The organism is Candidatus Planktophila sp. (assembly GCF_036734405.1).
In the GTDB taxonomy this organism is placed as follows: domain Bacteria; phylum Actinomycetota; class Actinomycetes; order Nanopelagicales; family Nanopelagicaceae; genus Planktophila.
Map to the genome: position 1 here is coordinate 138,367 of NZ_DAIMYR010000005.1, position 13,926 is coordinate 152,292.

The following is a 13,926-nucleotide window of genomic DNA, read 5'->3' on the forward strand; positions in this document are numbered from 1 at the left end:
TGGAAACAAGCGGGGCTTGCTCCTTTAAACGCTGAAAATTTTTATAAGTCTTACCAAAACCTGACAAAAATTAATATCAAATTTGGGGTAATTCTTGGGGCACATAGGGCAATAATTGGGGCAAGAGCATCTTTGTCAGTCATCAACTTTAAACTCAAGGAATGAAAACTAAGGCTGGAGGGAAAGCTTGAAATTCGAAGAACTCTTCGGCAGCTTATCTTCTGAGTCACATGTCAAAGGTAAGTCATTTGAAAACATCTCGAAATGGTGGCTATTAAATGATGAACTTTGGTCAAGTCTAATTCGACAAGTATGGCTCTGGGATGAATGGCCCAATAGAAATACCCGAGACCTAGGCATTGATCTAGTTGCAGAAGGGTTTGATGGAACTCTATGGGCAATTCAATGTAAGGCTTATGACCCAGAATCCAGTCTGAAGAAATCTGATATCGACAGTTTTCTAAGTGCGTCTAGTCAAAAACAATTTACCAATCGCCTTCTGATTACAACCACGAAGTCCATTGGAGAGAATGCACGGAACACGATTTCAGATCAGGAGAAACCAGTTCAAATAGTTGATTGGATTCGACTAAATGACTCTACGGTCGACTGGTCTCTGGCTGAAAAGGGCTTGAAATCTAAAAGCCATTCACCTAGATCTCTTAGGCCCCACCAAACGGATGCTCTCCATTCAGTAATTCAAGGGTTTTCAAGTTCAGATCGTGGTCAGCTGATTATGGCCTGTGGCACTGGAAAAACACTTACAGGTCTCCGCATTAACGAAGCCATGGGAAGCGATCTGACAATCATGCTCGTTCCTTCTTTAACTTTGCTGTCCCAAACGCTAAAAGATTGGCTTACAGACAAGAAATCTGAATTCAAGTGGCTTGCAGTATGTTCTGATGATTCTGTCACAAGTGATCCTCAAGACAATGCCAGACTTGTGGATTATGACATTCCTGCAACAACCGACTCTAAAGTTATTCAAAAGTTTCTCGAGATCCCAGGTAAGAAAGTCATTTTTAGTACCTATCACTCCTCTGACATTCTAAAGTCGGCTGTCTTGAAATCAAATGCCAAAGTTGATTTGGTAATTGCGGATGAGGCGCATCGCCTTGCAGGGAAAGTGGGTCGAGAGTTTGCATCATTCCTAGACCCTGACTTGCCCGTATCAAAACGGCTTTTTATGACCGCAACACCACGTGTTTACTCAAATTCAATTAAGCAAATGTCAGAAAGCCTTGATCTTCAAATTCTCTCCATGGACGACAAGGAAGTCTTCGGAGAAGTTTTCCATCGATACTCATTTTCGAAAGCCATTTCTGAAGGAATACTTTCTGACTATCGAGTTGTTGTCATTGGTATTGATGATGTAATTACCAAAGATCTATTTAATAAGAGAGCGATTCTAAAAGCAGGGGTAGTAGAAACAGATAGTGAGTCACTTGCACTCCATGTCGCACTTTCTAAAGCAATGCAAAAATGGAATCTCAGAAGAGTTATTTCCTTTCATTCTCGAGTCGCTAAGGCAAGAAAATTTGCAAGCGACCAAGTTTTATTGAATGAGTGGATGCCCAAGGAGTATGCGGTTTCAGGAAAAATCAATGCCACAACAATTTCATCATCCATGCCTACGAACAAGCGCCGACAAATTCTTGATGTATTGAAGAACCTAAATGATGGTGAAACTGGCTTAGTCTCAAATGCTCGTTGCCTAACAGAAGGAATTGACGTACCGACATTAGATGCTGTGGTGTTTGTTGATCCAAAAACTTCGCAAGTGGATATTATTCAAGCAATAGGCAGAGCAATTCGACTAGGAGGCGCAAACAAGACTCACGGAACGGTTGTTGTACCTGTTCATGTACCAAATGAAAAATCTTCAAAAGATTCATTCGATTCTTCAAATTTTAAGAAAATAGGAGACGTTCTAAATGCTCTTCGTGCTCATGACGAGGATTTTGGTGAAGAACTCGATAAACTAAGAACCGAACTTGGTCATAGAGGTTCTCTTGGAGATATGCCCGAAAAATTGATTTGGGATATGCCCACTAGCATTACACAGGACTTCGTAAGTCGAATCCAAGCTATTAGCGTTGAGTTTGCAACTAATAATTGGGATTTCATGTTTGGCCGGCTCCTTAACTTGATCGAAAAAGAGGGCCATGCAAGGCCATCAAGAAGTGATAATCCCGAGGATAGAAAACTAGCTGATTGGGCTACAAAGCAAAGAGGTGCATACCGAGCCGGAACCCTCGTAGAAAGCAGACGGATCGCTCTAGAAGAGTGTCATCCCACATGGAGTTGGGATCCAATTGAAGAAACCTGGAGTGAGTATTTTGAGGAATTAAAAGACTTTATTCTGAAACACGGCCATGCTAGACCAAACTCCTCAAGAAAGGATTCGGCAAAACTTGGGGAATGGGTTATAAATCAAAGGGAAAGTTTTAATTCGGGGAAACTTCCTAAGGATCGAATTCTGGCACTTGAGAATTCTCACCCAACTTGGTCTTGGAATCCTTTAGTTGATGATTGGAATTTTATGTTCAATCTACTCAGAGAATTTGAGATCAAACACGGCCATACACGTGTCATCGCAACTCACAGAGTCGATGGATATGGGCTAGGTAACTGGGTTCATATGCAGAGAGGCAAGAAATTCAACAAACGCCAACGAGCCGCAGATTTAAGTGAAGAGCAACAGGCAAAGCTTGAAAGTCTAACTAGCTGGCATTGGAATCCTGCTGAAGAAGATTTTCAAATCCATTTCGCAGCAGTACAAAAATATTTTGATGAGTTCGGGAATTCTCGAGTCCCAATTTCATACAAATCAGGAGAAATAAATTTGGGCAAGTGGGTATCTCATAAACGAGAGAAATACGGCAAGGGAAAATTGCCTAAAGATGAGGTTCTTGTGTTCGAGAATTCATTTCCGGACTGGTCTTGGAATCCGATACAAGAGGATTGGGAAAAGAATTTCCAAGCTTTTCTGAAATACGTTGAGAAAAATGGACATGCGAGAGTTCCCTACGACGCAATTGAGGATAGTCAAAAAATTGGGATCTGGCTTTCAAATGTCAAGAGTCGCTATAAATCTGGAAAGGTGTCCAAAGAAAATATTGAGAGATTGGAGAATTCTCACCCAACTTGGACTTGGAATCTTCTCGACCAGCAGTGGGAAGAATTTTTCGCCATGCTTGAAACTTTTAGAGCGCAGAACGGCCACTGCAATGTTGGCTCTAAAGGAAAATCTAAGGATGAACAAGCATTGTATGAATGGGTGAACACTCAAAGAAAGAGATTCAAGCAGGGAAAGCTCCCAGACGTTCGCAAAATACGCTTAGAGGCTATTGGATTCTCATTCGAGCCAGTAGACCCATGGGTTGAGTCTTATGAGATGTTGGTGGATTATGTAAAAAGAGAAGGGGATGCCGATATCCCAACCAATCATATTGAAAATGATTTCTATCTAGGTCGTTGGGCATCAACCCAGCGTGGAAAGTACAGAAATAGCGAACTCACAAAGCAACAAATAATGCTCTTAGAAAAACTCAAAGGATGGACTTGGGAACGAAAAACGACAAAGAAGTAGGTCAGAATTTCGCAAAATGTTAATTCTGAATTCTGACGCACTGATACACAATTTTAAGATATTTCGAATTTAGATAGTGCGCCCATAAATGTAGTACTAAACATTAAGTTATTCATTTTGCTTGACTGAAATCATGCCTATAAAAGAATCATTAAATCTGTAGTAAATGCATACAAATCGATAGTAATTCTTGAAATCAAAACCCTTGAGTATTGAATTGGATAGTTCTTGGCTTTAGTAGATCAAGAGCAGATCTCTTTGGCCCAAATGGATTTCGGCCATACGGATTGAATTTTACCCAAGCAATCATTTGACCAGAATCCTTTAGGCCTCTGGGCTCGCATGAATATTTATCTGCAAATCCAAAATTATTCTTTTCCAAGACTTTCTGACTTGCTATGTTTGAAGCATCTGTATGGCATTCAATGTGCCAATAACCAAGTTGAAAAGCATGCTCAGTTGCTTGATTAACCATTTTTGTGGCAACTCCTTGACCCATGTGCTCTTTATCAACCCAATAAATAAGCTCTGCCGAAAATGATGTGTACCCTGGACAAATTACGACCATGCTTATACAAGTGTCTTTGTAAAACCCGCCAAAATATTCGTATGGTCTTTCATTTGCGACATAGGTTCTAAACAGATGCCTGAACTCAAAATCAGAGAATCCCTTAAAGAATCTCCCTTCTCCAAGATAATTAGCCATATTGTCTAAGTTACTTTTAATTAAGGAGAGGAAACTAGGGAAGTCTTCATTCCTAAAGTGCCTAATTTCTACAAATCTACTTTCAAATTTAGTGTTAAAAACCATCGATCCTCCAATTTCTTTTAGTCAACTAAAAACTTTTTAGTTACTTTTCAATTTTTAATTCTTACTTTTTCTACTTGCAATCTATTTTTTGGCAGCTTGCAGGTAGATATTGGAATAATTTTTTAAATTACCTTTGGAGAAACTTTCCTGTTGGGGCTCTGGGAATCAGCCAGATAGCCTTTTCAACATTCTGCAGGTGTCTTACTTCCTGCACCCTTGCTGCTCACGCTCCGTGATACATCCTTCTGTATGTTTGGGTGTTGTTCCCCCTGATTTCTCAGGTTCTCCTAATGCTGGTTTGTGGCAAAACTCCAGACAAAGTAGACGAAAGCAAAAAGGTCCTGATACTTGTTAGCACCAGGACCTTCGTATTTGAAATTGAGATGGTTAGTCTCAAAATTCATTTTCGGGTGTACACCTTAAAGATGGATGAAAATTAACCGTCAATCTCAAATACGAGCAATGATGCCTTATTCAAGCTTATTTTCTTACTCCCACATCCCTAGCTATTTTAGTCAATCGGGAGTGACAAGATAATCTGATCGTGCATTGAATAACTTACTTGCCTTCATTTCCTATTATAACAAATGAAAAATTCTAAAGCAAGAGAAATATTTTTTAGAATTACAAAAATAATTTATTTAATTTTCTTTTTTATATTTTTGTATTTGATCCTGGATTGTTTCAGAAAGCTTTTCTGCAGCGGCTCTTCGCTCCTCGGAGTCCATTTCGCCTATCGGCTTATCCAATTTAGTAATTCTAAAATCTAGTTTATTTTCTTGAATTCTTTTTTCTGTCAATTTAGCTTCTTTTCTTGAATTCAATTTGTTTAGAATCAATCCACGTACCCAGTTCAGAGGCATTGAAATGATCCATGCTACAAAAATGCTATTTGCGAATTCAAAAAGAAGTGGAACAAGTCTTGAAGAATCTCCATAATCATAAAACTCATTGAGATCCTGTTTCATCTCCGTAAAGGAGATGTATAAGAAAGCGTAGAAAACCAGATCCGTGTAAATAGGTTTTTCAAAGGGAAAAAACTTTGATGGCTTATTTCTCATTTCAGAACTATCTCAGAGACGTGTGACGAGTAGTAGGCCCGGTAAAAAGTCACCCCTAGACGAATTGAACGCTGCTTGCTTTTGAGTTTATTGACCCGCCAGCCTTGCCGCTAAGAGCTTGAGGCTTCAATTGGGACTCCCATTCCTGAATGTCTTCTAAGTCGAAGTACCACCGGCCGCCTATCCGGTAGCCACGCAGCCCAATAGAGCGATGTTTGCTAGTTATCCATGAGTAGGAATGGCCAAGGTATTGGGCCGCTTCTCTCATCGTGAGCCGCTTATTCGTAATTTCGATCATTAACCCTCCTTATAGGTTTGTTTTTGGCTTGATAGCCTATTTTACCATTCTTGACAGGTTTGTGTCAATCCTGTAAAATAAGGGTATAAGAAATGAGGTCAAAATGGATAAAGGAATCATCTGGGACACCTCCAAGGGCTATCCGGCACATGTCTTGAGTTGGCACGAAATGGATGTTCCCAAATTGGGAAATGTAAGAGTTTGGATTCATTCCAAAGGTGAGTCGTCTAAATCAGACTTCACATATGGAAAAGACAACAGGGCTAGGGTCACGTTTTCCTTTGGTTCAATTGATATTCAGATCCAGGGAGAAAATTTCTCGCCGGTTACTGAAAATGAGAAACAACTGAGATTAGAGCTCGCAAGATGCGCTCCAACAAATACAAACGGGTCTGTCAAATCTTCAAACTTTCGGTTCATACCTGTTGGTCAGCTGGAGGTTGACCACATGCAGTGCATAAAGGCCTGCTACGACAAAAATAAATTTGCAATTTCAGCTGGGATTAGAATAGTTAAATCGGACAAAACTCCAACACTATTATTCAAAGATGGGATTATCCAGAAAGATGCTTCTATATCACCGTCAGAGAAGAAATCGATAACTTTTCGTTCTACGCAAAATTTTGCAATTGCTATTGCAAAAATGTATTCAGATCTCTCTCAAATTGGCACTCAAAAAATCATCAAACAAATCTCAGTAGATACAGGTCTTTCTAGTGAAAACATCTACACCTCGCTAAGAGTTGCCAGAGGTCAAGGTTGGCTTACAAGTAATGGCGTGGGGAAAGCAGGAGGATCTCTTTCTCCTGCAGGATTAGAGGCATTTAGAAACTTAGAGGGAGAGAAAACTCTTCAGCACATCCTGAATCCGGGGCTGGGGGATAACTAATGGCTTATGCACGTCAGCGAGGAAAGACTTTTTCAGCTCGATGGACAACTCGGGATGGAAGACCTGCTGAAAAAGGCGGTTTTACTACTAGGAAAATGGCTTTGAATTTTGCACAAGAACAAGAGGCTTTAGAGCGTAAAGAAAAGAACACTCGTCCTTCAGACCTAAATATGACTATGAACGTATATGTAGAAAAGCACTGGGGACCATCTTTAGATGTAGCCAAGCAAACAAAGCTTGATTATCAATTACAGTACAACTGTCATATTGCTCCATATTTTGGCCAACGTCCAATGACTTCCATAAAGCCAGAAGATATTCTCAGGTGGCGTGTCCAATTGAAGGAAAAGCCAGCCACAACTGGATATCAATTGAGTCCCAATACAGTTGAAAAGCTGACCAATCTTCTAGGAGCAATTCTGAAAGATGCTCACGCCAATGACCGGATTCACAACAATCCCATGCAAATGATTAAACGTAAAAAACCAAAACAAGAGAAAAGAATTGTTCCACTCACTTTCGAAACAATTCAAAAGTTGGCTGCAGGATTTGCGCCACGTTGGCAGATCGTTGTTTGGATCGGTTTCTTCACAGGCCTTCGGCCATCGGAGATATTGGGACTTACTTGGGATCGGCTAGATTTCCATAATTCAACCATCACAGTTGACCGCCAATTGAGTAGGTTCTCAAACCAGGTATTTGAAAAGCATCTAAAAACGGCAAAGACCTACCGAACAATTCCATTTCCTGTTGGATTGCAGGACCTAATCAATGATCATGTGAATCGATTTGGATTGGGACCACATGGATTGCTACTTCAAAATCGTTCTGGAAAGATTTGGCGCTATAAAGATGCGAGCGCCATGTTTCGTGAAGTTGCCAGACCTCTCGGGCTAGATAAAGGCGAAGGCTTGCACCAACTCCGCCACACTTTTGTCTCCGTCCTGATTCAATTGAATTTAAACGCAAAGCAGATACAGGAATGGCTAGGGCACGAATCAATTCTCGAAACAATGGATCGCTATGGCCATCTATTTCCAAACAGTCTGAACCAAGCGAGCCAACTTCTAGATTCCCATGTGATCGTTGAACTTAAAAACAGAACTGATGACAGGATGCTTGCCTAAGTGGACATTTTCGCAACGTTAAACTGGCCTGTATTTGGTCATTTGAGTCCAAAATGTAATCAATTGGGACTTTTCGTGACACTTGTCGGAGGCACTAGATATCGTTTGTCCATGTCCAATGGAGGGGTTGCGAGTGTCTGAAGCCAATAATGCCGGTAGCGGCACCCTCGCTTTCTTCCGTGAGGTCACCAAGTACTTCATGGACTTCCTGGAGACTGATTTTCATAAAGCTACCCTTCCCAAGCGGGCGATAAAGGGCAGAAATTCAAATGGGTTACTCGTAAGCTTCAACCTAAAGAAGTACGAGTCCTTCAGCACCGTTATTGAAAAACACTTAATCCAATGTTTTCCTTCTGAGACCACAATTCAGATCAAAAAAGGCCAGCACAAAACAAAGTTGCCCAAGAATGTCCTAGATCTCATACAGCTCCAAATATCCAAAATAGAAGAGTCTGGATTCCGAGAATTACTCAGCGGCATAGCCATCAGGGTGGAACAGGAATCTGCGCTCAATAAAGATGATTTTGATCTTGCTTTGATTAATACGACAGATCAAGCAAGCATCGATTACTACACCAAAATAATCCACCCATTCATTGTTTCTCTCACCAAACCTCTCACCAATAAAGAGCTAGGTGATGACGGCGATATCTACATGATGGAACAAGAGCTTGTGGATACTTTTGTAGAAATTTTGAGGAGCAAGCTGTCAGAACTCCTACGCAGACTTATGGCTGGAGAAAAAGTCGATACCAATTCTGAGCTCTCTCAAACAATTGGTCTAAGAGAACTTCAGGATGGGCTTCAAAGTCACTTCGCAAATATGGGAGTTGCCGATATTTTTGATGAAGTTAAAGATTTGGATAACAACAAGTCAATCTTGGACAAGCAAGATTTTTACCTTTATTTCGGGGATATAAGTTACAAGAATAACAAGTACCCACTTTTCTATATACCAATTAATTTAGTTCGAGTTCAAGAGTCGTACCAACTTGAATTCGATTCTCAGGTTTACCTAAACAAAAAAGCTCTTGAATTCATAGCGCAGGAATTCAACAAGGAACGCCAAACTAGAGGAACTCTAAAGACAGTTTCGGAGCGAATCATCTATCTTTCTCAGCACACAGAAGATTTGCACGAAGTGCTGGGAAATGTCATTTCAGAAATTCAAGCATTCTTTGAGCTGAAAGGGACCATTAATTTTCATCAAGGTGAAGCAATGCAAGCAAAAGGAGTAGAAGTTTCTATCTCCAATAGCCTCAATTTTGCTCTTTTTGATAAGTCAGATGAAGCTCTAGTTAATGACTATGAAGAGATTCTCACTGAAATAGATGAAGATGGTGGAGAACTGTCGAATGCATTCCATCAGCTCCTCGCAGATTTCCTTCAGAACAACCCAGAGTCCGTTGGTCAAGAAGTTGAGAAGGAATGGGATGAGTCTGACACCCCGAGCAAATTAGTCGCTCAGAGTCCAATCCCGCTAAATGCTGAGCAGCTCCAGATCCTAAAGGCCATTAATAAAGATAAATCCAAATACATCATCGTTGAAGGGCCTCCTGGGACCGGTAAGAGCCACACCATTACTGCAATTATTTTTGATGCAATTTTGAACGCAAAGTCAGTTCTTGTCTTGTCTGACAAGAAGGAAGCACTTGATGTTGTCGAAAAGAACATCACCGAGACCATGAACAAAGTCAGATTTGATCAAGATTTCCAGAATCCAATCTTGAGACTTGGGAAAACAGGAAATACGTATAGCCAAATCCTCTCGAAGACTTCAATCTCTGCAATTAAAACGCAACACCGTGCTGCAAAAGCGTTGATGGAAGACATAGATACCAATATTGAAAAATCAACTAATTCACTTCGGGATGATATTGAGCTTGAAACAATTTCCTACGGAGATATTGATATAAATGAAGTCAAAGAATTTATCGAACTCGAAAGTAAGTATTCCAACACAAAGAAGTTCCTTTTCGATTTTGAAGAAGTGACATCAAGCCCTCTCGGAGGATTTGGAGTGGGCTCAATAAGAGATGCGGCTATTGCCTTTGATCAGATTTCATCAAGCAAAGAATTTTCCAAAATCTGTAAGATTCTTCGTCACAAACCAGTAACTTTCGAAGAATTCTCCGACGAAATAGAGTCCCTGGCTCTCGTTTCCAAAGCTATAGCTAATCTAGAAAAACATTCAGGTTTCAAGAAAGATGTCTTGGAAACTTTTGCAGAACTAAATAAGGATTCATTAATAAGTTTTCAAAACTATTTGACCGAATATCGAAATCAAAAGAAGTTTATCTTTGGCTATACATTTTCAAAGTCTAAGCTTGCAGAGATTGACACCAGAATGACTTCTGAGTTTCCTCTCCGCCACGAATCTCCATTGACTTTGATGAGATTGGCGGAAGATGCGATAGCAAGTTTGAAGCTGATTGAAATTGCGTCGAAGCAGATTAATACCGAACTAGATACCAAATTAGACTTCGTAGCTCTAATTCACCAGGTGATGATTCTTCCCGACCTTAGCTCCTGGATTGTTCAGATAGGGGAAGTGGCAGAACTTTGCTTGCAGCTTGAATCGATGGCAAATCAATACCCAAAGACTATGAAGAAATTTGGTATTGACTTGTCCAACGTCGAGACGCTTTCTGACAACAAGTTGTTGAAGTCAGATCAAACGGAGTTTGATCAACAGATCAGATTTATTCAACTGAAAGAGACTATTAGTAAAGAATTTAGTGACATACCAAATCTGGACTATGCAGGAGTCAAGAAATCCATTGAACAGTTACTGATTACCAAAGTGGCACACCAGTTGGATGGAAGAGTCATTCAATTTTATGAAAATAACAAGAATGATGCCGAAACACTTAAAAACATTATTAAACAAAAGCAGAAATTCCCTAAAGAACAATTTGGTAAATTGAGTAATGCATTTCCTTGCATATTGGCGGGAATTCGAGATTTTGCGGAATATATTCCGCTTCATCATCAAATGTTTGATCTGCTCATCATCGATGAAGCTTCTCAAGTGAGCTTAGCCCAAGCTTTCCCTGCACTCATAAGAGCAAGAAAAGTTTTAATTCTTGGTGATAGAAAACAGTTCAGCAATATAAAGGCCAATCAAGCTCGATCTGACACAAATCGTGATTACCTTTCACGACTTGAAAATTCTTTCAAATCGAATGTTTCTAAGGATCCGGCACAACTAATTAGACTTGGTAAGTTCAATATCAAGACCTCAGTGCTTGATTTCTTCGAATTTATTAGCAACTACAGCATGCAGTTAACTAAGCATTTCCGTGGGTACAAAGAAATCATTTCCTACAGCAACAAGTTCTTCTATCGTGGGAGTCTCCAAGTTATGAAGATTCGTGCCAAGAATATTGAGGAAGTAATCAAATTTTCTTTTGTTCAACCATCAAAGCAGGATGAGGCATTTGCAAACACAAACATGGCGGAGATTGAATTCATAAAGAATGAGTTACTCCGCTTAAAGGCTGAAAAAAATGAGATGTCTGTTGGCATTATCACGCCGCATACCAATCAACAAAAACTTCTAGTTGAACAAATTGGCAAGATGCCTGAGAGAGATTATTTTGTTGATAACTTCAAATTAAAGATTATGACTTTTGATACTTGCCAGGGTGAAGAACGAGACATTATTTATTACTCAATGGTTGCGACCGAAAAGAGCGACAAGCTTTGGGGCGTTTTCATCAAGGACCTGAATAATGTTGATATTGAAGAAGATGGGCAAATAAAAGCTCAAAGACTTAATGTTGGATTTAGCCGTGGAAAAGAGCAGATTCACTTTGTACTTAGTAAACCATTAGATAAGTTTTCGGGATCAATTGGTGAGGCGCTTCGCCACTATGCCTTTGAATTAGAGGAGGCAAAGAGAGAGCGTTCCGTTGCTGAAACGGACCAAAGTTCAAAGATGGAACCTGAAGTACTTAATTGGTTCTACCAAACAGATTTTTGGATCAAGAATAAGAAACAGATTAATTTTGTACCACAGTTCGAAATCGGAAAATACCTGAAGCAACTTGATTCTTCCTACTCTCATCCGTTCTATAAAGTGGATTTTCTTGTTGCCTTCTCAGATGCAACCGGTAGAGAGCAAAAAATAGTTCTTGAATATGATGGTTTTTCAGAGCATTTCCAAACGTCAGATTGGGTAAACGAATTCAACTTTGAAAGTTACCAGAATGAAGGCGACGTCTATCGTCAGAAAGTATTAGAGAGTTACGGATATAAATTCATTCGAATCAATAAGTTCAATTCTGGGGAGAATCCAGTCCAAACTTTGAATGATCGCCTCATGATGGCCATCAAGCCAGAGCCTAAGCAAAACCCCCTGATGAACAAGATTTATAGCAATATAGAAGATCTTCAGAGTGGGGATATGAAGGAATGCCCTAAATGCAAAGATGTTAAGGCGATCTCGGAGTTCAAAGATGACTCACTTGTAAAGGGAGTTGGAAGGTTTTGCCAGTCTTGCAAGGGAATGAGTTCATCTTCAGCAAGATCCCAAAGTAAGAGCTACGGATCTGCCAGCTCGTTATGTCCAAAGTGTGGCTCAAACATGATTAGACGGACTGGTAAATACGGCAGCTTCTATGGATGCAGCAAGTACCCGTATTGCAAAGGAACTCGCTGATAAATGCCTGCTGCACGATCTTCATTATTGACGGAGGTCCTAAAGGAATACCAAAATCCTGAAGCTACTGACTGGAGCTCATCTCTAGAATCACTACAAAAACTACTGGGACAGTTCGAATTTGAAAGTGCTGCCCTAAAGAACCCAATGGATGAAGAAGAAGACTTGGGTGATCTTGCTCAACAAATGTTGAAATTCATGGGAATGTGGGCTGGGGCTGCAAAGCGAGAATTAATCAAGTCGGGGATAACCAAGTCTGAGGGCGAAGATCTAGTCGCATTAGATCCTGAGACTGGATTTGGAACCATGTCTAGGCGCTTCCATCTGATACATGAATTAGTTCAACTAGACAAGGAATACGGTTTTGTTGAAAATCCACGGAGATTTTCAGCGGAGGAATACAAGCCGGTCCTTAGTAAGTTTCAATCTCGTTACGCAGATTTCATAGCTAAGTTAATTGATGAGGAATTTAATCGTTCAATTGTCTATCGTCCCGAAGGATTCCAACCTTCTTTGGACAGAATCTTAGGGAACGTTATTTTTGATGGATTTGCAAAATATCTTTCTGAAGAAGAAATTCAAGTTGGGAACATCGCTGCCTTTTCCCATTATTCAGCGAAACTAATCAAGTATTGGGGAGCTGAAGAACCATTTAGAGATGCGGCACGAGGCAGAGGCGAATACGAGTAGTTCTAATCTTTAGTAATTTTTTGGGGCAATATTTAGGGCAATTGCATTTGTTGAGCGTGAACTCACGCATAACAGCAGTATCTCCGGCTTATAGGGCGACTCTTCTTTATTTTTATAGTTTGTGCACTCAATTCGCGCTTACTTTACCCAAAAATGTTTGTACAAGTTGTTACATAACCTGTCGCAGATTTAGAAGTTTTTATGGGGAAACGATGGGCAAATATGGGCAGTCTTATGGGCAGATTTCTGACTACAAACAACTTCGCTTGTGACAGGAAATCCTCAGAATTTACGAGTATGTTTGAGTAGAGATTAGGTGGTGGGTCATGCAAATCAATATCGACAAGAAAACTGGAATTTTATCAGGGGTCATAGCAGTACTCATTGGCGTCATTATTTTCTTAATGGGCACTCAAAATAGCTCTTCAGGTTTGTTTGGGATGAACCACTCAGCCATGGATGGAGAAAACAACTCAACGAACTCCAGTTTGATTGGTTCAGATGCAATGTTCTTTGAAATGATGATCCCTCACCACCAACAAGCCGTTGATATTTCTGATCTGGCCATCTCTCGTTCCAAAGACACCGAACTTATTGAATTGGCTAAGAAAATTAGAAATGGACAAGCCGCCGAGATTATTCAAATGAAAAATTGGCTTGCAGATGCGGGCGATAGTTCAATGATGGGCCACGGCATGAATCACGGAATGAACCACTCGATGGGTGATGGGATGGGTGGAATGCTCACTGAGTCTGAATTAAGTACCCTCAACTCTCTCAGCGGCTCAAAATTTG

The 13,926-nt window shown here is 40.3% G+C and carries 9 protein-coding genes; 6 read left to right on the plus strand and 3 right to left on the minus strand.

Annotation, left to right across the window (positions count from 1 at the left end; translation table 11 throughout):
• The first annotated feature begins 187 nt into the window (after nt 1–187).
• Nucleotides 188–3,592, plus strand: a complete 3,405-nt coding sequence (locus AC9UC2_RS07045) for a DEAD/DEAH box helicase (protein ID WP_509526844.1) — start codon at nt 188–190, stop codon at nt 3,590–3,592.
• Between the two features lie 196 nt (nt 3,593–3,788).
• On the opposite strand, the gene AC9UC2_RS07050 is transcribed toward AC9UC2_RS07045, so the two are convergent.
• The 3 genes from AC9UC2_RS07050 to AC9UC2_RS07060 form a co-directional block, all read right to left on the minus strand.
• Entirely contained in the window at nt 3,789–4,403 is a 615-nt protein-coding gene (locus tag AC9UC2_RS07050; protein WP_509526846.1) for a GNAT family N-acetyltransferase, read from the minus strand.
• Between the two features lie 641 nt (nt 4,404–5,044).
• The gene (locus AC9UC2_RS07055; RefSeq protein WP_509526848.1) at nt 5,045–5,464 is read right to left on the minus strand and encodes a hypothetical protein; all 420 of its coding nucleotides are present in this window, start codon (nt 5,462–5,464) and stop codon (nt 5,045–5,047) included.
• Between the two features lie 55 nt (nt 5,465–5,519).
• A complete protein-coding gene (locus AC9UC2_RS07060) occupies nt 5,520–5,762 on the minus strand; it encodes a helix-turn-helix domain-containing protein (RefSeq protein ID WP_509526849.1) in 243 nt (80 codons plus the stop codon).
• Nucleotides 5,763–5,865: 103 nt separating this feature from the next.
• Between AC9UC2_RS07060 and AC9UC2_RS07065 the strand changes: the two genes are divergently transcribed.
• The 5 genes from AC9UC2_RS07065 to AC9UC2_RS07085 all read left to right on the plus strand — a co-directional run.
• On the plus strand, nt 5,866–6,651 hold the full coding sequence (locus AC9UC2_RS07065; protein ID WP_509526851.1) for a hypothetical protein: 786 nt from the start codon (nt 5,866–5,868) through the stop codon (nt 6,649–6,651).
• Nucleotides 6,651–7,778, plus strand: coding sequence for a site-specific integrase (locus AC9UC2_RS07070; RefSeq protein ID WP_509526853.1), 1,128 nt, complete (start codon nt 6,651–6,653; stop codon nt 7,776–7,778). The genes AC9UC2_RS07065 and AC9UC2_RS07070 overlap by 1 nt, the downstream gene beginning before the upstream one ends.
• A gap of 133 nt (nt 7,779–7,911) precedes the next feature.
• On the plus strand, nt 7,912–12,441 hold the full coding sequence (locus tag AC9UC2_RS07075; protein ID WP_509526855.1) for an AAA domain-containing protein: 4,530 nt from the start codon (nt 7,912–7,914) through the stop codon (nt 12,439–12,441).
• A 3-nt stretch (nt 12,442–12,444) separates the two neighbouring features.
• Complete coding sequence (locus AC9UC2_RS07080; RefSeq protein WP_509526857.1) at nt 12,445–13,131, plus strand: hypothetical protein; 687 nt, start codon at nt 12,445–12,447, stop codon at nt 13,129–13,131.
• Nucleotides 13,132–13,457: 326 nt separating this feature from the next.
• A partial coding sequence (locus AC9UC2_RS07085; RefSeq protein ID WP_509526859.1) for a DUF305 domain-containing protein occupies nt 13,458–13,926 on the plus strand: 469 nt, incomplete at its 3' end.

Coding starts and splice junctions, on each gene's coding strand:
- AC9UC2_RS07050 (WP_509526846.1), bottom strand. CDS start 4,403: ATGGTTTTTAACACTAAATTTGAAAGTAGATTTGTAGAAATTAGGCAC.
- AC9UC2_RS07055 (WP_509526848.1), bottom strand. CDS start 5,464: ATGAGAAATAAGCCATCAAAGTTTTTTCCCTTTGAAAAACCTATTTAC.
- AC9UC2_RS07060 (WP_509526849.1), bottom strand. CDS start 5,762: ATGATCGAAATTACGAATAAGCGGCTCACGATGAGAGAAGCGGCCCAA.
- AC9UC2_RS07065 (WP_509526851.1), top strand. CDS start 5,866: ATGGATAAAGGAATCATCTGGGACACCTCCAAGGGCTATCCGGCACAT.
- AC9UC2_RS07070 (WP_509526853.1), top strand. CDS start 6,651: ATGGCTTATGCACGTCAGCGAGGAAAGACTTTTTCAGCTCGATGGACA.
- AC9UC2_RS07080 (WP_509526857.1), top strand. CDS start 12,445: ATGCCTGCTGCACGATCTTCATTATTGACGGAGGTCCTAAAGGAATAC.